This is a genomic window from Endozoicomonas sp. G2_2, from assembly GCF_017744135.1.
Classification (GTDB): domain Bacteria; phylum Pseudomonadota; class Gammaproteobacteria; order Nevskiales; family Salinisphaeraceae; genus Salinisphaera.
Window position 1 is genome coordinate 23,254 of the sequence record NZ_JAGHQU010000011.1, and the last position, 23,065, is coordinate 46,318.

The following is a 23,065-nucleotide window of genomic DNA, read 5'->3' on the forward strand; positions in this document are numbered from 1 at the left end:
GGATTGCCGACAATGACGACACCCGCGGTCCAGACGCGCATCGACGAACTCAAGGCTTCCGCCGTGGAGCCTTCGGGCTTCATCTGGTGCGCCATTCATCCCGAATACGGCGAGGTCTACGAAATCGCATTCAACATACCGGGGGTGGCAGCACCGATCGAAGACCTCGTGGCGCCCTGGTATCGGGATGGGGCAATCGTGCTCTGCCTGCCGAACGATATTGCCATCGACTCGATCACTCGCCTGCTCGCGAATCGGGGGTATTCCTAAGATGGAAATTGTTCAGGTCGTGACATCCCCGCTGTGCTTGGTGGCGATCGCGCTTGCGCTTTTGTTTCCGGTGGTGCTTTTAACCAAAGGCAAGAAGGCGCCGCGTGGGGCGCAATACCACTACAGGCGCCTCCCATATTTGCTCTCAAAGGCCGAGCGCTCTTTCTACGGGGCCTTGATTCAGGCGACTGAGGACACCGGCCTGGTCTTCGCGAAAGTCCGTGTGGCGGACGTATTGCAGCCGCGTCGGGGAGGCGGTCGATCGGATTGGCAGCGCGCATTCAATGCGATCTCGTCGAAGCATTTCGACTTTGTCATCTGCGATCCAAGAGACTGCGCGTACCTGCTAGCCGTCGAGCTCGATGATTCGAGCCACGCCTCGGCGAAAGCTCAGACCCGAGACCGCTTCCTCAACGCTGCCTGTGAATCCGCCGAGTTGCCCCTGCTTCGGGTGCCGGCTCAGCGGGCTTATTCGATCACAGGATTGCGTGAATCGATCGAGACAGCACTCGCGTCACCGGAAAAGAAAGGCTAATCGCGACCAGCGCCGCGCCCGTAGCGACTCGCCACGCTACCGGCTTTGTGAGTTCATCTGATCGCGCAGGCGTTTGCGTTTTTGCCAACGCTCGCGAACCTTCGGATCGCCCGCGTCCTGCGATGTCAAAAGCCCGTAGCGCGCTCTACTCGCCTTGTCCTGCGTGGCGGATTGATCTCGACTCATCGGCTGTGACGATAGTCGCTGGGCCGCATACGAAGCTCTGGCGGTAATGCCCACAATCCCCAGTTCTGGTTCTGTGCTGTCCGCTGTGCGGCCAGATAACGCGGATCATCGTTGTACTGGTTATATCGCCATGCATGACCGGCCTGAACCATCCAGTAATTCACGCAGCGACCGTTGACCCACACACGCCCGACAATGCGCCCGTACTGATCTCGATCGATCACCTCGACGCGTACTTCTTCGTCACCCAGAGCGCGCTCTAGCGCTTCACCCGCCTCCTCGCCGTATGCCTGACTCGACTCAGGCGCATCGATGCCCCACAGGCGAATCCTGGGCTCCTGGTTGCCGTCCTCCATGGGGTCAACTCACGAAACGGAAAAAATCGTACGCTAAGCCTCGCGAGGCGTCCGAAGCGGTCGGAATCTGCCACGCTCGACCCGTTTATCCTGCTGCCAGATATAGTCTCCGGTCAGATTGATGTGCTCCCAGCCCAACGGTGACAGGTGCGACAGCAGCGTGTCGTCGATTTCTTGCCCGGATTCGCGCAGTGCTTCAACGGCTCGCTCTATATAGACCGTGTTCCAGAGAATGATGGCGCTCACCACGAGATTGAGTCCGCTGGCGCGGTAGCGCTGGTTTTCGTAGCTGCGATCGCGAATTTCACCCAGGCGATTCAAGAAGACGGCGCGGGCCAATGCGTTCTTGGCCTCGCCCTTATTCAAACCCACCTGCACGCGACGGCGCAGCTCGACGTTTTGCATCCAGTCGAGTGCGAACAAGGTGCGCTCGATGCGGCCCAGCTCGCGCAATGCCACAGCTAGCCCGTTCTGGCGCGGATAGCTGCCGAGTTTTCGGAGCATCAAAGATGCCGTTACCGTGCCTTGCTTTATCGACGCGGCCAGGCGCAGGATCTCGTCCCAATGTGTTCGGATGTGTTTGACGTTAACGCGTCCGCCGATCATGCCCGCGAGCGTTGGATATTGCTTGGCGTCGCCGTGAATATACAGCCGCCGGTCGGCCAGATCGCGAATACGCGGCGCGAAGCGATATCCAAGCAACTGCATCAACGCAAACACATGGTCGGTAAAGCCGGCCGTGTCCGTATAGTGCTCTTCGATTCGCAGGTCCGACTCGTGATACAGCAGGCCGTCCAATACATGGGTGGCATCCCGCACCGTGGCATTGATGACCTTGGTATGGAACGGCGCGTACTGATCGGAGATATGCGTGTAGAACTGCACGCCCGGCTCCTGGCCATACTTCAGGTTCACATGACCAGCAAACTGACCTCGGCCACCGGCTTTGAAATTCTGGCCGTCCGAGGATGACGTGGTGCCTTCGCCCCAGTAGACCGCGAACGGCTGGCGGAACTGGGCGTTGACCAGCTCGGCCAGCCCCGCTGAATAGGTCTCATCGCGGATGTGCCAGGCCTGGAGCCAAGTCAACTTGGCGTAGGTGGTGCCGGGACAAGATTCAGCCATCTTGGACAGGCCCAGGTTGATCGCATCGGCCAGAATCGTGGTGAGTAGTAGTTGCCGATCGCTCGCGATCGCGGTGCTTTTGAGATGCTTAAAGTGCTGCGTAAAGCCGGTCCAGTCATCGACTTCCAGCAGGAGTTCGGTGATCTTGAGGCGTGGCAACCGGCTATAGACCTGCTGCATCAACGCATCGACACTGTCGGGTACGGCGTTATCCAGCGGCGTGATTTTGAGGCGACCGGCGGACGTAATACCCGCCTCCGGTAACGCATCGGCGGCCGCCAGGCGTTCAACGGTGGCAAGCTCGTGCTCCAAAAGCGCCAACCGCGATTCCAGATAAATATCGCAATCGGTTTCAACAGCCAACCCGAGATTCTGGTGCGCACGCTGATCGGCGAAGCGTGTCGGCGGCAGTAGATAGTCCTCAAAGTCCTTGAATTGGCGCGAGTCCTGAACCCAGATATCGCCCGAGCGTAAAGCGTTCTTGAGCTCGGATAATACGCACAACTCATAGAAGCGACGATCGATCCCACCCGTTGTAAACACCAGGCTTTCCCAGCGCTTGCGTACGAAGCGGGTCGGCGCGACGTCCGGCACTTTCCGTGCTTGGCGCTGGTTCATGTCTTTCAACAATTCGATACCGGCGAGTAGATTACGCGCCGCCGGCGCGGCCTTCATATCCAGTGCTTCCAATAACGCCGGCGTATAGCGTCGGAGGGAATTGAAGCCGCTACCGATCAAGGCGAGGTAGTCGAAATCTTCCGACTGCGCCAGTTTCTCCGCTTCGGCGATGCTGTCGCTGAACGCCTGCCATGGCATGATCGCCTCAATCGCGGCGAATGGGTCGCTGCCGGCCTGTTTGGCATCGAGCAGAGCGCGCCCAACACGCGAGTACAGACGCACCTTATTATTGATGTCTTTGCCGGAGCGCTGGAATTGTTCCGCGTGCTTGCGCTTGGCCTTGTTAAACAGCGATCCTATGAAACGATCGTGCAGATCGATGATCTCGTCGATCAGCGTGGCGCGGGTGTCGAGGATGATCGCCACCAGCGTCGCATAGCGACGGGTCGGTTCCAGATCGCGCAAGTGCTGTGCGGTCATCTGCCCGCCTTCGCGGGCCAGTTTCAACAGACGGTTCTGGTGGATGGCGTGTTCCAGCCCGGCCGGGATGTCGAGATCGCGTACGGTCTGCAATCGTTCGAGGTGGATCAGAATATGTTTGGGTCTCGGCGGGCCAGGCGACTGGCGCAGCCAAACCAGGACACTGCTCGACCTCTCCTTGCGAATCGCCAGAAGCTGCTCAAAGGCGCGGCGATGGTGATCCGTTAATGATTCGGTCAGCGCCTCATACACGAGCCGGGTACCGCGCGTGAGCGCTTCGCTGCACACGCGCTCAAGGACATCGAGCGGCGGCAGGATGATGCGTTGTTGTCGTAGCATCTCGACCAGCGCTTCAGCCAGAACGATGCCTCGGTCTGTTTGTTGAGCGAGATCAGCGATCGGATCAATGAGACGCCGATAATCGACGAGGCTGAACGGCGACAGGTTCAACCACGCCCGCAATTCCGCCAAGTGCTCACGTCGTGTTTCAGGCCGCTGGGCATACTGCGACCAAATGTCGGGCTCGATATCCAACTGTTGGCCGATAAGGGTCAGCAAAGACGCAGGCGGTGCGGCATCGGTCGGCAGCGCGATGCCGGGATAGCGCAGGTAACACAATTGCACCGCGAAACCGAAACGATTGTGTTGGCCACGCCGCTGTCGGATCACCGACAGGTCGGGCTCGGAGAACGCGTAGTGTCGGATGAGTTCGTCGTCCGTCGCCGGGAAGGCGAGTAGGCTGGCGCGTTCGGCGGCAGTCAATAGGCGGCGACGGGGCATCGTCAGGCATCCGTCTTCAGGTATTGATAGAGCGTTTCACGACTGATACCAAAATCCCGAGCCAGCTTGGCTTTTTGCTCGCCATTCGCGACGCGCTGCCGAAGCTCAGCAATCCTGTTGGATGAGAGGGCTTTCTTGCGCCCCCGATACGCTCCACGCTTTTTAGCCAAGGCGATGCCTTCGCGTTGACGCTCGCCAATCAACGCGCGCTCGAACTCGGCGAATGCACCCATGACGGACAGCATAAGATTGGCCATCGGCGACGCCTCGCCGGTGAAGGTCAGATTCTCTTTGACGAACTCGATGCATACGCCGCGTTCAGTCAGCGCATGGACCAGACGGCGTAAATCGTCGAGATTCCGGGCCAGGCGGTCCATGCTATGAACGACGACGGTATCGCCCTCCCGGACAAAAGCGATCAGCCGATCCAACTCGGGCCGGTGGGTATCCTTACCCGATGCCTTATCTGTGAATACCCGATCCACCGCAACCTGCTCAAGCTGGCGATCGGGATTCTGATCGAGGCTGCTAACTCGGATATAACCAATGCGGTGACCGTCCAAAATGCCTTCCCGAGCCAAAGTGTCAGAATGAACTCTATGACCCTTGGTAACGTGCGTCAATGATTATTAAATTTGACCCTATTCTGACAGTTTTACAATCCGACCCCTGACGTCCGGATAGGGTGTGCTTTACCTTGACGCACTAGCGCAAGGTATTGCGTTCCCAGTAGTCGAGAGGCGTAGCGTTAGGTACGGATTCAAGCTCGGCCAAGTCCAAAATCCGGGCACAAAAGTTAGGTGTGCCCGGGTGATCGCTTATATAGTGCATTCTGCACATTACTTGTTGGGCTGCTTGGTCATGCGCAGATAGGGCTTGAGTTCGTTCCAGCCGGCGGGGAAGAGTTTTTCGGCCTCCTCGTTGGACAGCGCGGGCGATACGATCACGTCGTCGCCGTCCTGCCAGTTCGCCGGCGTGGTCACCTTGTAATTGTCGGTCAGCTGCAGCGAGTCGATCACACGCAGGATCTCATCGAAGTTGCGCCCGGCGCTCTTCGGATAAGTCAGCGTCATGCGGATCTTCTTGTTCGGATCGATGATGAACACTGAGCGCACGGTGGACGTGTCCCCGGCGTTGGGGTGGATCATGCCGTAGAGTTCGGCGACCTTGCGATCCGCATCACCGATAATCGGGAAATTCACGGCGCAGCCCTGGGTTTCCTCGATATCGCTCGACCAAAGCTTGTGATCCTCCACCGAGTCCACCGATACCACGATGGCTTTAGTGTCGCGCTTGGCGAACTGTTCCTTGAGGCCGCCGACCGCGCCCAGCTCGGTGGTGCAGACCGGCGTGAAATCCGCCGGATGCGACATCAACATGCCCCAGCCGTCGCCGAGCCATTTGTGGAAATTGATCTGGCCTTCTGTAGTATCCGCCGTGAAGTCGGGGGCGGTATCGCCTAGACGTAAACTCATGATGTCACTCCTATGTTCTGAGATTGAAAATTCGATAATGACGACTCTGCTTGCGCGTCACATAACTACCTCCTGAGATAGCGATAAGTATCATCAGGCACGCACGCGGTAATACCGCATCATGCCGTTGTCCTCGTGCTCCATGTTGTGGCAGTGATACAAATAAAGCCCCTCGAAGTCGGCGAAGGTCAACGCGATGCGTACGCGTTCGCCCGGGAGGACGAGTACCGTGTCGTGTAGCCCGGAATCGACCAGTCCGGCCGCCAGACCGCTCCAGCCCCGGCCGCCGCCGATTTGCTCTCGCCCGACGACCGCAAACTGCAGCCCGTGCACGTGCATGGGATGCGGCATCATGGAGTCGTTGACAAACTCCCAGACCTCGGTGCTTCCCAAGTGCACGATTTCGTCGTCGGCCACGGTGGCACCTTCGAATTGGCGGCCGTTGATGGCGAAGCCACGCATCATCACCATGCTCAGTTTGAACCGGCGTACCGGGGCGTCGCGCTCGACCGGCGGCGCCTGCAAATCCTCGGCGAGACGTTTGGGCAGTCGTTCGTTGCCGCGTTCGCGCCGCGTTACACGCAGGGGGAGTATGTCGAAGCGGGCGCCGGCTGGCAGTTCCGAGCCACCCATCATGTTTCCCATCCTGCCGCCCCTACGACTACCTCTCTTGCAACCGTCGCCCATGCCGTCACCCATCATCCCGGCTTGGTAGCTGTCGCTGAGCAGGTGCAATTCATCGCCGGGCTCGTTGGCGGACAAATCCACCCACAGATCGATACGTTGGGCCGGCGCCAGGGTAACGAACGGGTATTGACGCGGCGCACCCAGCAGGCCGCCGTCGGTACCGAGCACGGTCATGGGGCGGCCGTCGCTCCACGCCAGTTTGTAGATACGCGAATTGGAGCCGTTGAGTATGCGTAGACGGTACGGTCGGGTGGCGACTTCGCGTGCCGTATCCGGTTGTCCGTTGACCAGGATGCGGTCGCCGAGGAAGCCGCGCATGCGGGTCATCATGGTGCCCATGCCGCTGTCGAGATAGGTCAACTCGTTGTCGCCGGCGAAACTGCGGTCCTGGATGACCAGGAACATTTCCCGCTCCCCGGCCGGCAGGCCGAGCGCGCGTTCAGCCTCGTCCTCGATGACCAGCGGCCCGGCCAGCCCGGCATAGGATTGAAAGCCGACTCGGCCACCATTAGGGCCGTGTGGATGCGGGTGGTACCAATACAGCCCAGCGCGATCGACGACATCGAAGGCGACAGTCATCGCCTCGCCGGGCTTGATCGGCAGCCGCGGCTGGCCATCCACATCCGACGGCACGTGCAGGCCGTGCCAATGCACGGTGGTGTCCTCCGGCAGGCCGTTCTCCAGCCGGGCGTGGAAACGCTGGCCGCGGCGCAGCCGGATCAACGGGCCGGTGTAGCTGCCGCCCACCGGGGTGATGGTATCCGCGGGACCGTTGCGCAGCTCGGCCGTATAGCGCCAGACCTCGCTGGGCGTCCCGGGGAGAATGGGCGCCGTGTGCGGCTGCGCACGCAGCCGGATGTCGACGTCGAACGGGCCGTTTTCGAGGCCGTAATGAGCCGCGCCATCGCGATTTGTACCTGCGACTGCTGTGTCGTGATATGCCGTCAATAGGGCTGTGGGCGCCAAAACGGTGATACCCGCGAGGCCGCCCACGGACCGCAACAGCATGCGGCGTTTCAGGTCGATCGTCGTCATAGGAGATTCGCTCTTGAGCCGGGCTCGCTTTCAGTGATTCAGGGGAATGATGGGCCCATCGGATCCTGGAGTTGCTCAACTACGCAGGTATTTGATCAGCGCCACGATGGCTAGCACCAGCACGACAAGGACAAGGAGTACGAACAATAGCCAGGCGATCATCATCGGGCCGCCCATCATCCCGCATTGCATCATCGATCCGTTCATCAGATCGCCGTCGCCCATGCGGCCCGGGCCGGTCTGACCCGCGGCAGGGGCGATCCCCACGAGGACGCCCAGCACGCTCAACAGCAATGCTACGAACAGTTTCATGGTGTTTTCCATGCTTTTGGCCGGTAGGAATTTAGGTATCGTGCGGTACTTGTCGTTCAAAATTACTCCAGCATGCCCGGCCAGCGGTGGGGATTCAGGCAGCCCGAGCCGGAACTCAACGATCCGGCCGATACGCTCACTCGCGGTATTGTGCATGTGCCCACATCAGTAATGCAGCGCCGGTTGTGATCCAGACATCGGCCAGGTTGAATGCCGGCCAGTGGTACTGTGCGTAATGGAAATCGAGAAAGTCGACGACATGGCCGCGTAGCAGGCGATCCGTCAAGTTACCCAGCGCACCGCCTAAAATCGCACTGAGCGCGATCGCTTGACCTTGCGAAGTCACCCCGCGCCACAGCCAGCCCAGCAGCGAGGCTGATATAACAACGGCGACACCGATCAGGAATGCCCGCTGCCACCCACCGGCATCGGCCAGAAAGCTGAATGCGGCACCCGTATTGTGACGGTGTGTCCAGCTAAAAAATTCTGTGACGGCTCTGCGCTCGCCATAGTCAACATAGGTGCTGGCCGCGTACTTGGCTGCTTGATCTACGAGCAGAAGCGCAAGAGACAACCCCAACCAACGCAGTTTGTCGGCCGGGCTAGCACTTTTCAGCGTGCCTATCGACCCCGTAGACACGAACTGTGCCTCCTGCCCGAATCGCGCTTAAATATCGTCACGTCAAAGTGCTTCTGAGGGCGATGATGCCTGAAGTTCGTCTCGCGTTTGGCGCGCGTCCTTCAGGATGCGGACACCGCCGCGTAGGACGATAAAACCAACGACCAGACCGATAATGAGATCGGGGTAACGCGTGTCGAAGTAATAGACAAGCGCGCCGCCGATGATGACGCCGACATTGGCGATCACATCGTTGGCCGAAAATATCCAGCTCGCGCGCATATGCACATCGCCTTGTCGGTGGCGTGCGATGATAAGCAAACAGGCCGTATTGGCGACGAGTGCAGCCACGCCCATCAGCACCATGTAGCTGGGCTCGGGATTGCTGCCCATCAGGGTTCGCCGAACCACCTCACCCACGGCGAACAACGCGAGCAATATTTGCACGACGCCGCCAATGGAAGCGGCGCGCGCCTTGTGCTGAGCGGCGCGTCCGACCGCATACAGCCCGGCAGAATAAACCGCCGCATCGGCGAAGTTGTCGAGTGAATCGGCGATCAGTGCGGTCGAGCCGCCCAGCAAACCAATCGCGAATTCAGCCAGAAACATGACGCCGTTGATCGCCAACAGCCAGTAGAGCGCCTTTTGTTGAGCCTGGTCTTTGGCCTCGAATTCACAGCCGCAATCGCTCATTTCATGTCCTCTTCTTCGCAAACATCGGCGCAGTCGAGTATCGACTGTGATTTCTGTACTATAACCCTAGAACCTCTAGCCACTAGAGGGTCAAGCGATCAGCGCGAAGAATTTCGTTTGCCTTTTCTCCCTACCCCAACGAGAACGCTCAGCGCGATCCCAATGAAAGCCAGCACCGGCTTGTCCCGCCAGCGGACATAGGGCGTGCTCCCCGTGCGCGGCGTGACCTCTGCCGGCAAAACAGTCGGCTCGAACTGTGGCGCGCGCGCCAGCAGTTGACCGTTGTGATCGATCACGGCCGTGAGGCCAGTGTTGGTTGATCGTAAGAGCGGACGCCCAGTTTCAATGGCGCGCATTTGCGCAATTTGCAGATGTTGATGCGGCCCGAGAGAATCCCCGAACCAGGCGTCGTTACTCAGGTTGACCAACAACTGCGCGGCCGGGAGCAGGTCGGCGACTTCAGCGCCGAACGCCACATCAAAGCAAATCAATGCACCGATGGGCACGCCGGAGGCATATAGCAGTCGCGGTTGCTGGCCTGCACTGAAGTCTTCTACCGGTGCGCCCAGGATATTGAGCCATGGACCGACCAGTCCGCGCAGTGGGACGTATTCACCGAAGGGCACCAGATGGCGCTTGTAATAGAATCGACGCGGACGAGCCAAACTGACGGCGGCATTGTATGCCTGGCCTTGGTCGGTGCGTACGGGAATCCCGAGTATCAGGGTCGATCCGCGTGCGCCGAGGCGTGTTTGGAGTCGGTCTAAATATTCAGACAAAGTGCAGCTTCAAAAGTGTTGCGTTTTTGCGCAGCTAGGCAGCCAAACGCGACCGCTAGCTTTTCGTGAACGGTGGATTCTTCATCGTGAGAAAGGTCGGCTATCGATCCATAGTGGTCATTAAGCAACTGTTTTATTAGCTATCTGAATAGCTCATATCCGACTGCGGTCAATCGAGGGTTTTGAGCGGGTCTGTTCACGCAACGAATTACGCTCAGAAAAGCAAGAAAGGGAAACCCGATGTTCGGCTATTCAAACGCCGAAAGGCTAGCGCGAACGAGCTGCAAGACGAGCACCAATATCAGCATCGACGGCGCGTGACCTGAATTCTCGAAACCTATGGGCGCGGCGATATGTCGGCGTAGGAGGACAGCGACTTAGCCGAAGTCACGAAGTTAGTCAGATGCTCGCCGTTAGTGCGCTTGCGTGGCAGCAAGTAACTATGGATGGGATAATCGGCCGAAGCACGCATAGTTGGCGCCGCGGCCCTCACAGCATCCCCGTAGCCGGCATGACAGGCGAGCATAGGCCAGCATCGGCAATGACCGCATCGGCAACGCTGCCCCTTCAGCCCCGATTGCCTTAACACGAAGCGGAAGCCGAAGGGGCTTTATTCAGCCGGCTCCAGCTCGGCCGCGTAATTTGGCTAGGCGGAACGCGTCAGAAAAGATTCATCGCCACAGTCACACCGTCGTCATACACGTGCGCCAAGGTGAACGAAAATATCGATCGGCAACCCCAGCCGATCGACCGTTTTCGATCATCAGAGGTGCGCCATGCTGCGTGTCGAACAACTCGCCGTTCGCTTCGGTGGCAACATTACGGCATTACATTCGACCGATCTGGCTTTTAATACCGGCGAGCTTACGGTGCTCCTCGGCCCTTCAGGCGCTGGTAAGTCAACGCTGCTGCGATGTCTGAATCGCCTCCATACTCCAACGTCGGGCCGCGTTGTTAGCCAGGGGCTGGGCGCCCTCGACTCCGCACGCAAGATCCGCGCGCATCGGGCGCAGACTGCCATGATCTTCCAACAGCATCAGCTGCTACCACGGTCGAGCGTTCTGCGGAACACGCTAACAGCGCGTCTGGGTCATCACGGCTTCTGGCGTACGCTTTGGCCGCTGTCGCAGGACGATCGGCAGCTCGCACTGGAAAGCCTTGAGCGCGTCGATCTGCTCGACAAGGCGCTCGTGCGTGCCGATCAGCTCTCCGGTGGCCAGCAACAGCGCGTTGGAATCGCCCGGGCGTTGACCCAGCAGGCGCCGCTGATCCTCGCCGATGAACCCGTGGCAAGCCTGGATCCCCATGCCTCCCGCAAGGTGCTCTCGCTGTTGCGCAACGTCTGCCGCGAACGAGGGCTGACCGCGATTGTGAGCCTGCACCAAGTGGAATACACACGCGAGTTCGCTGACCGCGTGGTCGGCCTGGCCGACGGCGGCGTTGTTTTTGATGGGCCGGTCACCCAGCTGTGTGACGACAGCCTGACCCGTATCTACGGCAGCAATGCGGTTACCGCAACAGCCGCTCAATCACGCAGCGCTGCCTGAGTCGCTGATTCGACACTTCACACGTACCAAGAGGGATCTCACATGCTTCGCAAGTTATTCGCCCTATCGCTGTTCGCCCTGTGCGTACCGGCGATCGCCGGGCAGGCCAACCCCGACACGCTGCGAGTTGCCCTGCTACCGGACGAATCGCCTCAGACCATCATCAAAGAGAACGCCGCGCTACAAAGCTATCTCGAAGATCGCCTGGGTAAACAGATCAAACTTGTGGTCACCACCGACTACTCCTCCATGATCGAAGCCGCCCGGTTCGAGCGGATCGATCTGGCCTATTTCGGCCCGCTTTCTTATGTACTCGCAAATAAAAGCGGCGCACAACTCGAGCCGTTTGCGGCCAAACTCAAGGACGGCGAGACAACCTACCGTTCCGTTCTGGTGGGCAACGTTGCAGCCGGAGTCGACAAGATCAGCGATATTCAGGGCAAACCGATGGCGTACGGTGATCCGGCCTCGACTTCTAGTCACCTGATTCCCAAAAAGGTGCTGCTCGACGCAGGCCTCGAAACCGATCGCGACTACCAAGAGAACTTCACTGGCTCGCACGACGCGGTCGCGACCGCGGTTCAGAACGGACATGCCAAGGCTGGCGGCCTGTCTAAGCCTATCTTCGAGTCGCTCATTGAGCGCGGAATCATCTCAAAGGACAAGGTGCAGGTGCTCACCTATTCCGAACCCTACCCGCAATACCCTTGGGTGATGCAGTCCTATCTCGACGATCAGCTCAAGGACAAGATCCGCAGCGCTTTCATGGAACTTGCGGACGAAGACATCCTCGGCGCTCTAGGCGCTGAAGGCTTTGGGAAGATCGAGGACAGCGATTATGACGTCGTACGCGATCTCATGCCGCTGCTGGATTAACCGATGAGCATGTCCTCCACTTATGACAGCCTGCTCGCCGGGGAGCGCCGCCGGCGGCGCTGGCTAATCGCCCAGCTCACCGTCGTTATCGTTCTTATCGGCATCGCCTGCGAGTTCGTTGGCCTGCTAGATGCTTCACGTCTGGCCCTCGGACTGCCGGCCCTGTTCGAACTGATGGTTAACATGCTGCCGCCCGATTTCTCAGATTGGCGCAGCTGGATGATGCCTTTGGCCGATACCTTAGCTATGAGTGTCGCGGGCACGGCAGTAGCGGTTCTAGCGTCGGTGCCGATGGCCTTTCTAAGCGCGCGCACCACCACACCCAATCTTGGCGTGTACTACGCCACCCGTAACGTGCTCAATTTTCTGCGTACGGTGCCGGAACTCATCATGGGCATCATCTTCGTTGCCGCGGTGGGCTTCGGCCCGCTAGCCGGCGTGCTCGCGGTCGGCCTGCATTCGATCGGCATGGTCGGCAAGTTTTTCGCCGAAACCATCGAACATGCCGATCCCGCGCCGGTCGAAGCCGTGCGCGCAACAGGCGCGAGCCGTTTTCAGACCATATGGCACGGCGTGCTGCCCCAGGTATTGCCGCAGTTCCTCGATGTGTCGATCTATCGTTGGGAATACAACTTCCGCGCTTCCACGGTGATGGGCCTGGTCGGTGCAGGCGGCATCGGCTTCGAACTGATTGGCAGTCTGCGAATCCTCCAGTACAAAGAAGTCTTTGCCATCCTTCTGCTGATTCTGGCGATGGTCATGATCGTCGATGGTATTGGCTCCTATCTGCGCCGGCGTTTGCAATGAACGTGCGCGTAAACAGCAAACGCCCAGCCGTCGTACTCACGCAGAAGGCCTTCGCGGAGACTCGCGAGCGTCTCGCCGAACACGCCCGATTGATCCTTAACGACGGCCGTAACGCTTGGTCTGCGTCGCGGCTGAAGGAAGAAGCCTACACAGCCGAAGCGATCATGGCCTTCATGACCGATCGTGTGGACGAGGACCTGCTGGCCGGTTGCCCACAGCTGAAGGTAGTGGGTGGGGCGTTGAAGGGCTACGACAATATCGATATCGAGGCCTGCACACAGCGCGGGATCTGGGTTACAAACGTGCCCGACCTGCTGACTGTGCCGACCGCCGAACTGGCCATCGGACTCACGATCGGCCTCGCCCGACATATTGTCGCCGGCGATGCATTCGTACGTAGCGGCGCTTTTACCGGGTGGAGCCCGCGTTTCTATGGCACGGGTCTGGCGAACCGAACGGTCGGCATCATAGGGTTCGGCGCCATTGGCCAGGCGATCGCGCAACGCATGGCGGGCTTCGATGTGCGGCTCTGCTATAGCGAGATCAGTGATCGCAGCGAGACTCGTGAATATCCCGAGCACTTACCCCTGCACGCGTTGCTCGAAGCCAGCGATATCGTGGTCCTCGCCGCCCCGCTGACGGATACTACTTTGCACCTGATTAACCGCGAGACGGTAGCCATGATGCGGCCTCATGCGCTGCTTATTAATCCGGGGCGCGGCTCGGTAGTCGATGAGGTAGCGGTACGCGAAGCGCTGCTCGCTAACCGGCTTGGCGGCTACGCGGCGGATGTGTTCGAGATGGAAGATCTATCACGCGAACCGCGGCCGAAAGCGATCGACAGCGCTTTGCGGCGACACCCCCGTACGCTGTTCACCCCGCATCTCGGCTCGGCGGTGGCCGACGTGCGCCGGGCCATCGAGATGCGCGCGGCGGAAAACATCATTCGAGTTTTGATGGGCGGCGAACCGCTGGATCCTGTGAACAGGCCGCTTAAACACGACATCGAATGCTGAACCTGGTGTATGTACAAAGCTACGTTAGCGTGCTCCGCGAAGGCGGCTTTCGAAGTGCTGCAACAGCGTTGGGGATATCCCAGGCGAGCCTGTCGCACCGCATTCGACGTCTGGAAGCTGATATCGGCATTGCGCTTTTGCATCGGCACGGCGGGCGCGCTGCGCCGACGGCCGCCGGTTCACGTTTTTTGCCGCGTGCCCATGCGTTGCTAAGCCTGAGCGCACAGGCACGCCGCGATGCACTGGAAGAACACCTGTCGATCGGTGCTTCATCGAATATCGGTATCTATCTGTTGCCTCGGTTGCTTCAGCGTCTGCGCGAAAGCCGACCTGAAATACGGACGCCCGAGGTATCCATCGACCGTAACGCACATATCATAGAGCGTATGGAACGCGGGGAAATCGACCTCGCACTGACCGAACATTGGCACGAACGTAGCGACCTCGAAGCGCGCCTATGGCAGCGCGAAGAGATGGTCGTGATCGTCGCACCGATCCACCCCTGGGCGAAACGTCAGACTGTAGCGCGCGAGGAACTAGCGGCCATGCCGCTTCTGGGCGGTGAGCCGGGTACCGGTACGGGGCGACTGCTACGCGAATTCTTCGGCAACGAACTGCTACCAAAAGTTGCGGCCGAACTCGGTAGTACCGAAGCCGTCAAGCAGGCGGTCATTCACGAACAAGGCATATCGCTGGTCCTGCGTTCGGCGGTGTCTGCGGACGTCGCTGCTGCCCGACTATGCGCTTTGTCGCTCCGCCCTAAAAGACTCTATAAACCGCTCTGGGCTATCACGCCGAGCGAACGGCAAAGCGAGTCTACCCAAGCTTTTATATCCATTCTACAAGCCTGAAGTAGGCCCGCGTTGCTCCACGGAAAACGAACAAGTCCGGCTCGGCTGGCGTCCCATACTTCATCGCCTAGGTCGGCAGCAACTGACAGCGACATACGGCCCAACGCCGCGAGCGACTAAGCGATCCCGGGCTTTACTTTCGCCGCGGTGTAAAGAAAGGCGGCTCCGCACTCCCGACCATACCCCGCTATCGACTACCGCCCCCCATCTATGAGTCATAGCAAGCTAGCCGAATCAGTGATCACGAGGTCCGCTTCTGGCCCGAAAGCCGCTACACCGGCTGATCCTTCGAAGCCCGCCGCGCTGCTCGGCTCATGTGGACGCAACAAACCAGCGTTCTCTAGCTGCGCAACAGTCCGAGCCGATAATCTCTCGCGGCGATATATGAATCAGACACTCAGCTACGCAACAGCTTCCGAAACTGCACCCTACGCGTTGTCTTGATCGAACCACGCCGGCACGGCGGTTTCCGGCCAGACGATAAGGTCGATTCCCGCGTAGGGTTGGGTAAGCGCTCGATAGCGCCTCAAGGTGAACGCGAGCGCCTCCGGCTTCCACTTCCTGTCTTGTTCCACATTCCCCTGCACAAGTGCGATGGACAGTGGCTTGGCTACCGGCTCGGTCCATTCACGATCAAGCAGTCTTGCGCCGATCAATAGCGCGACCAGTGCGCCGCTGGTGATTGCCAGGCGCCGCAGATTCACACAAAGCGCCGTCCACGCCAGAGCCCCTGCCATCACGGTCACCACAAAGCTCACGCCCAGCACGCCAAACACCGGTGCGATTGCGGCAAGCGGTGTGCCGATCTGGCTGTAACCTAGAAAGAGCCAAGGAAAGCCGGTCAGGAACCAGAGCCGGGCCCATTCGCTCAATACCCATGCCGCCGGCAATCCAAGCCACAGTGCGAAACCACCCATCCGCGGGCATAAGGTGCGCACGAGAAACACCGCTGACCACGGGAACAAGGCCAACAAGGCCACAAAGCCCACAGTGACGAGCATGGCAGTCACAGGTCCGCTGCCGTAGCGACTGATGCTGATAAACACCCAGGACACGCCTACGCCGAAGTAACCCAGACCGAAGAAATAGCTCGCCCAGAGCGCCTGGCGTTTCGGTAGACGGGCGGCCAGTAGGAATAGAACAGCCGGCGACAGCACGGCTAGCCAATACCAACCCAACGGCGCGAAAGCCAGCGGCAGGACGGCGCCAACAAGCAACGCCAAGGCATACACCGCGCACATGCCCGAAAATACTGTCGCGTTGCGCGCCGACACATGGCTGATCAAGGCTTGCTTGCACACGCGATCTTCCTACGCTTGATTTGCCAGCGGATGACAGAAACCGCACAGTGAATCCTCTAGTTGCTAGAGCTTCAAGCGCGAGGTATTCATGACGCAATCCGATCTGCGTATTGGCGATCTGGCTCGACGCACAGGCGTGGGGGCGGCCACGATCCGTTACTATGGCGATATAGGTTTGCTGCCGGAAGCGGGCCGCAGTGAGGGTGGCCAGCGCCACTACGGCCCGCCACACGTCGAACGGCTTACGTTCATCAAGCGCTGCCGGGAAATGGGGTTCAGTCAAAACGATGTGCGCACGCTGCTGAAACAAGCGGATCAACGCGATGCTTCCTGTGAAGACGTGGCGCGGCTGGCGGGAAAGCATCTTGAATCCGTGCGGGGCAAGCTTGCGGCCCTGCACGCGCTGGAAGAATCACTGGAGGATATGCTCCATGCCTGCAACGGGGGTCGAATTGGGGATTGCCGCATTGTCGAGTGCTTGGCGAATCACGAGTAGCTATTATGCGCCGCGTGCTAGCGGCGCGGCTTAGCGTACGATTTTTTCCGTTTCGTGAGTTGACCCCTCCATCTCCAGAATGAAAGTGTCGCCATCGAAGACTTTGCCGGCGGTGCCAGTGAGCGTCTTGGCATGGGCATGGCCGACGCCAAGGCACAGCGCCAGCATGAGGACTGCAAAACGGGGGCGAAGCATGGTTGTTCTCGTGCGTTTATGAGCGGGTCGGGCAAGTCTCGCGCGCGTATGGCGCGCCGCAACTGCTACAGGCCGTACTGCATGGCCAGCTGCTCGATCTTGTGGCGATAGCTGGCCAAGTCACCTTGTACGGTCTTTCCACCGTAATGAGCGGCGAAATACGGCAGCTGCGGCACGCCGCGGCCGCGGGTGATCTCGCCGCCGTAGTCGGTCGTGGCATGCCAATCGTCCAGGCAGTCAGTTGATACCGATACACTCGGCTGGACGGACTCAGGCTCAAGCACAACATAGTTCCGGTGCTCGACTGTCACCTGGACCTTGTCGCCGATCCCCTTGAGCGCGCACAGCGCGCCGACAACCTGATCGGTCATGGCCGGGGTGATGAACGTCTCGATAACCAGCCGATCCCGTGCTATCGGCGACGGTGCCTTTCGAGCCACGGCGCCCAGCTGTTCGGACGTGGGACGCTCATGTGCCGCGCTCGCGAGCTGGGCACTTGCCGAGGCATTGGCCGGCTCGATGAGATGCCGGCGTAGATAGCCGACTCGCTGCTCGAGTGAGACGTTTGCCAGGCCGTCCGGTAGCCGGTGATCTCGCCATTGAGGCTGGGCGTGGGCCGTGACCGCAACCACAACGATCATGAGCGCGCCGGCCCCATGGCTTATCCAGTTGCTGCGGTACATCCGTACTCCTGGAAGTCGATACAACAGGTGACAGGCGTCCAGTAGATGAAGGCATATCGGCCATCTTCGGAAACGCCAATCTCATCCTCGAGGTGTTCAACGGAATCGGTCAGGCGAAAGCAGCTGCTACCGACATTCGGATAGAGCATTTGCCACTTGTTGTCGTTGGGGTCGACCCGGTAGTTGAACGTGCTCAGATCGAAGTGAGCCAGGTGAAGCGCACGCCATGCAGTGACCAATGCACCGATAGGGTCGGTCTTGCCCTGTGCGTTCATCTGCCGTGGGTACAACGGCCCCATGCCACCGATACAAACGTCACTACGGCTGATGCTGCCTGGCATGTAATTGCCAATCTGACCGGCACGCTCGCTGAGTGCGTCCGCAACCCCGTCGGGCAGACTCACCGAGCACATCGGAGGCACCAAGGGCGCGCGAACCGTTGCCTCGAATCGATCACGACAGCCCGTCGTCCAGTGCTCTTGATCGATGCCCGAGGAGTACGCCAACGGCAGGGTAATGCCGCCCGCCGAGAAGCCGCCGAGCTGGTTTAGGCCTGAAACGATCGAGCCCAGGCTGAGCCCGCAGCCCATCAAGTTATCCGCGGCGTCCAGGGACCCAGTGCCCGAGGGACCAGAAGTTGAACTATGCGAGTCGCGGGCGTCGCCAGAGTCACACCAGCCGCAGTTGCTGAATCCATAGGTTAATCCCGAGCGAACGGCATCGTTGATCGCCCAGACATTCGTATCGAAACCCGTCTGGCGATCGGGGCCGCTCGTGGATAACCGGCGTGTACCCGAGAGGCTGGCGGTGCTCGAACCTATGATGACGCTGTCGTCCGGCGAGGTAATGCACTCGACCATGGCCACCGGCAGGTAGTGACGGACTCGAAATCCACACGGCACGGGCGGAAAGCCACAAGTGCAGACACCGACGATTTGGTGATCGAAACAATCACCCATCGCCGGAATCACGGAGCCGAGCAGGTTTGCTTTGGCGGCGTAGGCCTCGACCGGGGTCAGAGAAGCCCCGGCCCCGAGTCCGCCCAACGCCATTCCGCCCACGGCCTTGATGAAGTCGCGGCGGCTCGCGTCCAATGACGACGCGTCACTGCAGCCACACCCGCAGTCCTTATCAGTTCCGCACATGGCTTAACGGCGCACGAGCGCTGCTTTGGGCGGCGACACATGCGTCGAGGGCAACGGCACGAACCACCCGAAGACCAGCACCATAGGCCATGCGAACAAGATCAGATCCAGAACCGAGGTCGGGGTATGCGTTATATCGCGAGCGATCAGCAACAGCAGCAACGGAATCAGCGATAAGCCGAACCGCAGGTGGAAACGATCGGCGTATAGACGCAACGGGGCGTACAAGCAGTATTGAAACATCTGGCGGGTCTGCGTCGTCGTGGGCTTTGCCCCTTAAAGGGCAAGCACCACAGCGATTCGGCTCGACTCGCGAAAAAATACCGCTGGTACGTCGAATGCCAGTCCTTCAGTCTACGAGCGAGACTCCTCGTTCACCCTCTTTATATGATTGTTACAGCGGTCAATGGAAAATCATTTCTGCCGATGGCAGACTCTGATGGCTCACACGACATCTGCGTAACGGCGTAAGCCTGTTGGCGACGTCTTATCTACCAGGTCGAATATGGCTGACACGAATCGCCATCCCAGCGGAACCTACAACCGCACCCCTCGCACCGGCGAAACACGGCTTTCGGCATGTCAGCGCCTATGGGAACCCGTGCGCGGTTCGATCGTGCAGCAGCCGTCTATGGGGCAGACCGACCAGAAAGAACCCGGCGTTGTCGTTGACTACAGGCAAAAGCACTTCCCGGCGAAAGTCCCTGAAGATATCGAAGTGGTGACGTTATTCCGGTCAGGCCGGATCGAACACTTCGACCTCGAGCGATTTCACCGCGAGGTGATTCCAACACGCCGGCTCAATCGCGCTCTGGCCGATTACGGCTACGTTGATGATGCGACGGTGAACAGCGACTACATGAACGGTCGCTTCGACGCCGCTTTCAGCGACGATGATTAATCGACCACGCGCTCGTCTTGCCGATTGTCATAGAGCTAGCGGCCGCATGTGGTCTGGGGTTTACGCCAACGCCACCAGCTCAGTAGTTCACCAGCCGGGATAAACCGCCAGCGCTTGCACGAACGCGTCGAATGCTATCGGTTGACGCTCAGCGCGATCCCGCACATAACGGCCCAGCGCCCCAGCTCTCAAAGTCCAGCCGCGGCCTTTGAACGACACAGCCGTATCTTCGCTGTTGTAGATCGAGAGAATGGTGACCAGCGCGACGCGCCGACCCTCGTCCATGCGCTCACGCTGGGCGCGTTTTCGAAGTGCGTCAAACACACCCCAGTCGGGTGGATTGCCTTCGCTAAGGGTCGCGTGATTGAACGCCGCGTATCCCGAAGGCCTGATCGTGTAGTGCTGCCATACAGGCTCGATGTCTGTATGCGCTTCGTGCTCGAAGTAATCCTGAAGATCCTCGATCTGGATCAGCGTGGAGACCGCCTCATAAAGCGTTGGCCGGAGATCGGTTCGTGCCAACGCGAACAAGGCATCTTTCTGCTTCGAGTCGAGCGAAGAAATCAGGCCGATCATTTTCGGTAGACGCCAGACCGGATCTTGCGCCTGCTCTGCCTGTTCCGGATTCGCCAGGCCTGCCAGCAGCGCCAGTATCAACTCGTTGGAGTGATGCCCACCGAAGCCGACACGCAGGTAGGAGCCATCCACGGCAACCGGCTGAGCACTGGCTATACCGGTCTTGCGTATCTGATGCCAGGTTCGCAGGATCGCCTCGCCGGCACGCCCATTCGGAATCGGATAGAGGAAGTTCGACATCACGCAATTCTATACTCGGATCGGCGAGAGCCGAGACAACACCGCGTCTCGGGGCTAGCACCGATGGATTGTTGAGTCAGGTCTGTTCGTCAATATCAGTGACCGGCGCGGCCGGCTTCGGCCAGATCTCGGTAGCGACCTCAAACAATCGGCGTCCGCGCTGCTCGATATCGCGCTCATCCCATTGTTCGAACACCCCATCTCGAAAGTGGGCATTGAGGCGTAGATCACTGTCGTCCCGTATCTTGGCCACACGTTTGCCGATCGCAGCATTACCGACTGAGCTATTTAGGCTGGACGTGAGTAGGGTTAGGTTCCCGATGGTGTCGCAGAGCCGCTGACGTCGATTAACCAACGTCTCTTCGTTCTCTGGTTCCGGCAACTCGTCAGAAAACGGGTAATGGGCCTCCCACTTCTGGGGCATCAAATGCTCCACAGTGAGATCGGAAGGCGGCGTCATCGCCTCTGAGCGGCTGGTGCGCATACCGTCATTCAATGCCCGAAGCACCATCGCGGCGCGAAACGGCTTCGTCTTGTAGTAGATCGGTCGGTTGAGCCACCCGTGGAGGAACGCACTATCGCTAGGCCAGATATTTGTCGGCCCCTCCCCTTCCAGCAGGTACTCGCGCACGACATCCTGCGGCTGCAATGATGTGTCGTGGTCGCTCGACAGACGACGCAACAAACCGATGAAGAAATTGTTGTAGTTCTTCGGGGTATAGCCACCCACGAACCTGCGCACGAGGTAAGACTCAAGGTCGCTGACGATTCGATCGCGCGACTCTTCGCTGAGCTGGCTCGGGCTACGCTCCATCATCCATAGAAGAATCGGATAGACGGTGCTGGTCTCCAGGGCCTTCAGGCGCTTGGCGAAGACGCCCAGGCGATCGGTGCCGGCGGGATTGACCAGCTGCGCGAAATTTTTGCTTCGCCGCTCAAGGCTGGCCAGATAGGTTTCCGTGTCGAGAGCCGCCCGCGACCTCCACTCACGGAAGGTTCTGAATAGGTGGCTGATATTCAGGACACGTTCGGTGCGAAGCACGAGGTCGTGATAGAAGAACAGATCGATACGTGGCCGATAGAGGCGCCCTTGGCTCTCCATGGCGTGCCAGAACAGGCGGTGGTCGTCGTTGGCAGCACTCTGGGTCGTATCGAAGTGACTCCAGTACCGCGTGTAGAGATCCTCGCCATTGAGCTTTCTACGCGAGGCCTCGAGAAAGATCGTGTTGCGAATCAGGTCCGAGGGCATGAGCGGCTGTCCGCGTGCGTTGAGCGTCTCGAAGATGATCTGCGGGTCGTCGTTCTCTTCCAGCTGAATAACGACCAATGACACGGCAGTGCGAAGCGCATGAATGATCGCGTAGACCCGCTGTGCATGGTCGGCCTCGCGCACAGCAGGCAAGCTATCCTCATCGTTCTCGAGGAACGACGTGATTGTGCGGTGAAAGAACTCGTACGCGCGCGCCAGCTGCGGCAGCTTCCCTTGGGTTATCTGATCGTCCAAAAGGTCGCGCAGAGCCTCGGGCGAACCCGCAGTCATCACCGCAGCGAATGCCTGACGATCGCTATTGGTCGGCCAAACCTTGAAACGCTGTTCGTAATCAGAGCCTGAGACACGGTTCTGCGTAAGCACGCGAACTGCCTCGGCGTCTTCCTCGCTGTATTTCTCAGCCACGTCTCGAAGCGCGGCGAGAAAGATTTGCAGCGTGGTCAGTCGCTGCTGGCCGTCGATCACATTCGCGCGTGCAACACCGCGGCCGTAGACCTTGGCAGAGTCCACCACGATCGCGCCCAGAAAGTGGGACGTCTGGATCTCCCCTGTTCGATCGAATGACTCAAGACAATTCTGTGCCTGCGTCTCGATATCATCCCAGAGAGGCGCCCATTGATCGTCCTGTGACCAGACATAGGGACGCTGAAACAACGGTACGACGTGCAACCGCTCTTTCTCGAAGATTTCGTGAACGGTCATTGTGTGCGGCTGCATCTATATCCCCTGTGAGGTTGCCACTGAACGCGTGAGAAAAGACTTCTACCGCGGACCAAGGGTATGACGTTGCCAGAAGATCGGTGCATTCCGCACATCGCATGGCTAACTGTGGGTGCTCAATGTGAGGATGTGGCCACACCCCGCGCCGTTCGTTTTTTGGTGGCCAGAATGGTGACGTCGAGCGCGAGCGCGCACGGCATCTGCAGCTCGCGCATCGCCTCGATCACTTCTTGGTTGACGGCTCGTAGTCGTACTCGCCGGCCGTGAATCCGCATCTGACGCAACGGCTGCTCTGTGGCAACGATGGGGTCTCCGACCCGCCGATATGCACTCGGGCCGGAGACCGCAATTTCCCATTGGCGAGCAAATCCCAGGAGCCGCTGCACGGCTACATCGCAGGTATCAGGCTGTGCGCCTTCTATCGTGATATCGATCGTGCAGGCTGCTGGTTTTTTTCGTCTGGGCATCGCGTGCAGTGGTATGCGCCTCAT

The 23,065-nt window shown here is 59.5% G+C and carries 25 protein-coding genes; 9 read left to right on the plus strand and 16 right to left on the minus strand.

The window, feature by feature from the left end; translation table 11 throughout:
* Positions 1 to 12: 12 nt before the first annotated feature.
* Both J7355_RS13240 and J7355_RS13245 read left to right on the plus strand, forming a co-directional pair.
* Positions 13 to 270 (plus strand): hypothetical protein, encoded by a 258-nt coding sequence (locus tag J7355_RS13240; protein ID WP_209063474.1) that lies wholly within the window; start codon positions 13 to 15, stop codon positions 268 to 270.
* Position 271: 1 nt separating this feature from the next.
* Positions 272 to 805: a DUF2726 domain-containing protein gene (locus J7355_RS13245; protein ID WP_209063476.1), complete on the plus strand. Its 534-nt coding sequence runs from the start codon at positions 272 to 274 to the stop codon at positions 803 to 805.
* A gap of 182 nt (positions 806 to 987) precedes the next feature.
* On the opposite strand, the gene J7355_RS13250 is transcribed toward J7355_RS13245, so the two are convergent.
* The 9 genes from J7355_RS13250 to lnt (J7355_RS13290) all read right to left on the minus strand — a co-directional run bounded on the left by J7355_RS13250 (position 988) and on the right by lnt (J7355_RS13290) (position 9,950).
* Positions 988 to 1,347 (minus strand): thermonuclease family protein, encoded by a 360-nt coding sequence (locus tag J7355_RS13250; RefSeq protein WP_209063479.1) that lies wholly within the window; start codon positions 1,345 to 1,347, stop codon positions 988 to 990.
* A gap of 33 nt (positions 1,348 to 1,380) precedes the next feature.
* The gene (locus J7355_RS13255) at positions 1,381 to 4,350 is read right to left on the minus strand and encodes a Tn3 family transposase (protein ID WP_037333449.1); all 2,970 of its coding nucleotides are present in this window, start codon (positions 4,348 to 4,350) and stop codon (positions 1,381 to 1,383) included.
* A gap of 2 nt (positions 4,351 to 4,352) precedes the next feature.
* Positions 4,353 to 4,913, minus strand: coding sequence for a recombinase family protein (locus J7355_RS13260; RefSeq protein ID WP_037333451.1), 561 nt, complete (start codon positions 4,911 to 4,913; stop codon positions 4,353 to 4,355).
* Positions 4,914 to 5,189: 276 nt separating this feature from the next.
* On the minus strand, positions 5,190 to 5,825 hold the full coding sequence (locus J7355_RS13265) for a peroxiredoxin (RefSeq protein WP_037333454.1): 636 nt from the start codon (positions 5,823 to 5,825) through the stop codon (positions 5,190 to 5,192).
* 93 nt (positions 5,826 to 5,918) lie between these two features.
* Entirely contained in the window at positions 5,919 to 7,547 is a 1,629-nt protein-coding gene (locus J7355_RS13270) for a multicopper oxidase family protein (protein ID WP_037333456.1), read from the minus strand.
* A gap of 75 nt (positions 7,548 to 7,622) precedes the next feature.
* Positions 7,623 to 8,015: a hypothetical protein gene (locus tag J7355_RS13275; protein ID WP_111747200.1), complete on the minus strand. Its 393-nt coding sequence runs from the start codon at positions 8,013 to 8,015 to the stop codon at positions 7,623 to 7,625.
* Complete coding sequence (gene lspA / locus J7355_RS13280; protein ID WP_051882802.1) at positions 7,996 to 8,499, minus strand: signal peptidase II; 504 nt, start codon at positions 8,497 to 8,499, stop codon at positions 7,996 to 7,998. The genes J7355_RS13275 and lspA overlap by 20 nt, the downstream gene beginning before the upstream one ends.
* 42 nt (positions 8,500 to 8,541) lie before the next feature.
* A complete protein-coding gene (locus J7355_RS13285) occupies positions 8,542 to 9,171 on the minus strand; it encodes a cation diffusion facilitator family transporter (RefSeq protein ID WP_209063481.1) in 630 nt (209 codons plus the stop codon).
* 98 nt (positions 9,172 to 9,269) lie between these two features.
* A complete protein-coding gene (gene lnt / locus J7355_RS13290; RefSeq protein ID WP_209063483.1) occupies positions 9,270 to 9,950 on the minus strand; it encodes an apolipoprotein N-acyltransferase in 681 nt (226 codons plus the stop codon).
* Between the two features lie 776 nt (positions 9,951 to 10,726).
* Between lnt (J7355_RS13290) and phnC the strand changes: the two genes are divergently transcribed.
* The 5 genes from phnC to J7355_RS13315 are packed head-to-tail and all read left to right on the plus strand — an operon-like array spanning position 10,727 to position 15,047.
* Entirely contained in the window at positions 10,727 to 11,497 is a 771-nt protein-coding gene (phnC, locus tag J7355_RS13295) for a phosphonate ABC transporter ATP-binding protein (RefSeq protein WP_209063485.1), read from the plus strand.
* A gap of 42 nt (positions 11,498 to 11,539) precedes the next feature.
* The gene (gene phnD, locus J7355_RS13300; protein ID WP_209063487.1) at positions 11,540 to 12,373 is read left to right on the plus strand and encodes a phosphate/phosphite/phosphonate ABC transporter substrate-binding protein; all 834 of its coding nucleotides are present in this window, start codon (positions 11,540 to 11,542) and stop codon (positions 12,371 to 12,373) included.
* 9 nt (positions 12,374 to 12,382) lie between these two features.
* Positions 12,383 to 13,180 carry a phosphonate ABC transporter, permease protein PhnE gene (gene phnE / locus J7355_RS13305; RefSeq protein ID WP_247739988.1) on the plus strand — a complete coding sequence of 266 codons (798 nt, stop codon included), beginning with the start codon at positions 12,383 to 12,385 and terminating at the stop codon, positions 13,178 to 13,180.
* On the plus strand, positions 13,177 to 14,196 hold the full coding sequence (locus J7355_RS13310; protein WP_209063491.1) for a phosphonate dehydrogenase: 1,020 nt from the start codon (positions 13,177 to 13,179) through the stop codon (positions 14,194 to 14,196). The genes phnE and J7355_RS13310 overlap by 4 nt, the downstream gene beginning before the upstream one ends.
* Positions 14,190 to 15,047: a LysR family transcriptional regulator gene (locus tag J7355_RS13315; RefSeq protein WP_209063492.1), complete on the plus strand. Its 858-nt coding sequence runs from the start codon at positions 14,190 to 14,192 to the stop codon at positions 15,045 to 15,047. The genes J7355_RS13310 and J7355_RS13315 overlap by 7 nt, the downstream gene beginning before the upstream one ends.
* A 428-nt stretch (positions 15,048 to 15,475) precedes the next feature.
* On the opposite strand, the gene lnt (J7355_RS13320) is transcribed toward J7355_RS13315, so the two are convergent.
* Positions 15,476 to 16,348: an apolipoprotein N-acyltransferase gene (gene lnt, locus J7355_RS13320; RefSeq protein WP_348523039.1), complete on the minus strand. Its 873-nt coding sequence runs from the start codon at positions 16,346 to 16,348 to the stop codon at positions 15,476 to 15,478.
* An 88-nt stretch (positions 16,349 to 16,436) separates the two neighbouring features.
* On the opposite strand from lnt (J7355_RS13320), the gene J7355_RS13325 reads away from it, so the two are divergent.
* A complete protein-coding gene (locus J7355_RS13325; protein WP_037333463.1) occupies positions 16,437 to 16,844 on the plus strand; it encodes a helix-turn-helix domain-containing protein in 408 nt (135 codons plus the stop codon).
* A gap of 30 nt (positions 16,845 to 16,874) precedes the next feature.
* On the opposite strand, the gene J7355_RS13330 is transcribed toward J7355_RS13325, so the two are convergent.
* The 3 genes from J7355_RS13330 to J7355_RS13340 all read right to left on the minus strand — a co-directional run bounded on the left by J7355_RS13330 (position 16,875) and on the right by J7355_RS13340 (position 18,816).
* Positions 16,875 to 17,039 carry a hypothetical protein gene (locus J7355_RS13330; RefSeq protein ID WP_209063493.1) on the minus strand — a complete coding sequence of 55 codons (165 nt, stop codon included), beginning with the start codon at positions 17,037 to 17,039 and terminating at the stop codon, positions 16,875 to 16,877.
* Between the two features lie 65 nt (positions 17,040 to 17,104).
* Complete coding sequence (locus J7355_RS13335) at positions 17,105 to 17,722, minus strand: hypothetical protein (protein WP_209063494.1); 618 nt, start codon at positions 17,720 to 17,722, stop codon at positions 17,105 to 17,107.
* Complete coding sequence (locus tag J7355_RS13340; RefSeq protein ID WP_209063495.1) at positions 17,701 to 18,816, minus strand: twin-arginine translocation signal domain-containing protein; 1,116 nt, start codon at positions 18,814 to 18,816, stop codon at positions 17,701 to 17,703. Before J7355_RS13340 ends, J7355_RS13335 begins: the two co-directional genes overlap by 22 nt.
* Before the next feature lie 556 nt (positions 18,817 to 19,372).
* On the opposite strand from J7355_RS13340, the gene J7355_RS13345 reads away from it, so the two are divergent.
* Positions 19,373 to 19,768, plus strand: a complete 396-nt coding sequence (locus J7355_RS13345) for a hypothetical protein (RefSeq protein ID WP_209063496.1) — start codon at positions 19,373 to 19,375, stop codon at positions 19,766 to 19,768.
* A gap of 87 nt (positions 19,769 to 19,855) precedes the next feature.
* Here J7355_RS13345 and J7355_RS13350 read toward each other — a convergent pair whose 3' ends face one another.
* The 3 genes from J7355_RS13350 to J7355_RS13360 all read right to left on the minus strand — a co-directional run bounded on the left by J7355_RS13350 (position 19,856) and on the right by J7355_RS13360 (position 23,041).
* Entirely contained in the window at positions 19,856 to 20,587 is a 732-nt protein-coding gene (locus J7355_RS13350) for a hypothetical protein (RefSeq protein WP_209063497.1), read from the minus strand.
* Between the two features lie 73 nt (positions 20,588 to 20,660).
* On the minus strand, positions 20,661 to 22,556 hold the full coding sequence (locus tag J7355_RS13355) for a DUF262 domain-containing protein (RefSeq protein ID WP_209063498.1): 1,896 nt from the start codon (positions 22,554 to 22,556) through the stop codon (positions 20,661 to 20,663).
* 134 nt (positions 22,557 to 22,690) lie between these two features.
* Positions 22,691 to 23,041 (minus strand): hypothetical protein, encoded by a 351-nt coding sequence (locus tag J7355_RS13360; RefSeq protein WP_209063500.1) that lies wholly within the window; start codon positions 23,039 to 23,041, stop codon positions 22,691 to 22,693.
* Positions 23,042 to 23,065 lie beyond the last annotated feature (24 nt).

Excerpts from the sequence above, each read along its gene's own strand:
- J7355_RS13240 (WP_209063474.1), top strand. The coding sequence starts at position 13 with ATGACGACACCCGCGGTCCAGACGCGCATCGACGAACTCAAGGCTTCC.
- J7355_RS13245 (WP_209063476.1), top strand. The coding sequence starts at position 272 with ATGGAAATTGTTCAGGTCGTGACATCCCCGCTGTGCTTGGTGGCGATC.
- J7355_RS13250 (WP_209063479.1), bottom strand. The coding sequence starts at position 1,347 with ATGGAGGACGGCAACCAGGAGCCCAGGATTCGCCTGTGGGGCATCGAT.
- J7355_RS13255 (WP_037333449.1), bottom strand. The coding sequence starts at position 4,350 with ATGCCCCGTCGCCGCCTATTGACTGCCGCCGAACGCGCCAGCCTACTC.
- J7355_RS13265 (WP_037333454.1), bottom strand. The coding sequence starts at position 5,825 with ATGAGTTTACGTCTAGGCGATACCGCCCCCGACTTCACGGCGGATACT.
- J7355_RS13270 (WP_037333456.1), bottom strand. The coding sequence starts at position 7,547 with ATGACGACGATCGACCTGAAACGCCGCATGCTGTTGCGGTCCGTGGGC.
- J7355_RS13275 (WP_111747200.1), bottom strand. The coding sequence starts at position 8,015 with ATGCACAATACCGCGAGTGAGCGTATCGGCCGGATCGTTGAGTTCCGG.
- J7355_RS13285 (WP_209063481.1), bottom strand. The coding sequence starts at position 9,171 with ATGAGCGATTGCGGCTGTGAATTCGAGGCCAAAGACCAGGCTCAACAA.
- phnC (WP_209063485.1), top strand. The coding sequence starts at position 10,727 with ATGCTGCGTGTCGAACAACTCGCCGTTCGCTTCGGTGGCAACATTACG.
- phnD (WP_209063487.1), top strand. The coding sequence starts at position 11,540 with ATGCTTCGCAAGTTATTCGCCCTATCGCTGTTCGCCCTGTGCGTACCG.
- phnE (WP_247739988.1), top strand. The coding sequence starts at position 12,383 with ATGTCCTCCACTTATGACAGCCTGCTCGCCGGGGAGCGCCGCCGGCGG.
- J7355_RS13310 (WP_209063491.1), top strand. The coding sequence starts at position 13,177 with ATGAACGTGCGCGTAAACAGCAAACGCCCAGCCGTCGTACTCACGCAG.
- J7355_RS13315 (WP_209063492.1), top strand. The coding sequence starts at position 14,190 with ATGCTGAACCTGGTGTATGTACAAAGCTACGTTAGCGTGCTCCGCGAA.
- J7355_RS13325 (WP_037333463.1), top strand. The coding sequence starts at position 16,437 with ATGACGCAATCCGATCTGCGTATTGGCGATCTGGCTCGACGCACAGGC.
- J7355_RS13330 (WP_209063493.1), bottom strand. The coding sequence starts at position 17,039 with ATGCTTCGCCCCCGTTTTGCAGTCCTCATGCTGGCGCTGTGCCTTGGC.
- J7355_RS13335 (WP_209063494.1), bottom strand. The coding sequence starts at position 17,722 with ATGTACCGCAGCAACTGGATAAGCCATGGGGCCGGCGCGCTCATGATC.
- J7355_RS13345 (WP_209063496.1), top strand. The coding sequence starts at position 19,373 with ATGGCTGACACGAATCGCCATCCCAGCGGAACCTACAACCGCACCCCT.
- J7355_RS13355 (WP_209063498.1), bottom strand. The coding sequence starts at position 22,556 with ATGACCGTTCACGAAATCTTCGAGAAAGAGCGGTTGCACGTCGTACCG.
- J7355_RS13360 (WP_209063500.1), bottom strand. The coding sequence starts at position 23,041 with ATGCCCAGACGAAAAAAACCAGCAGCCTGCACGATCGATATCACGATA.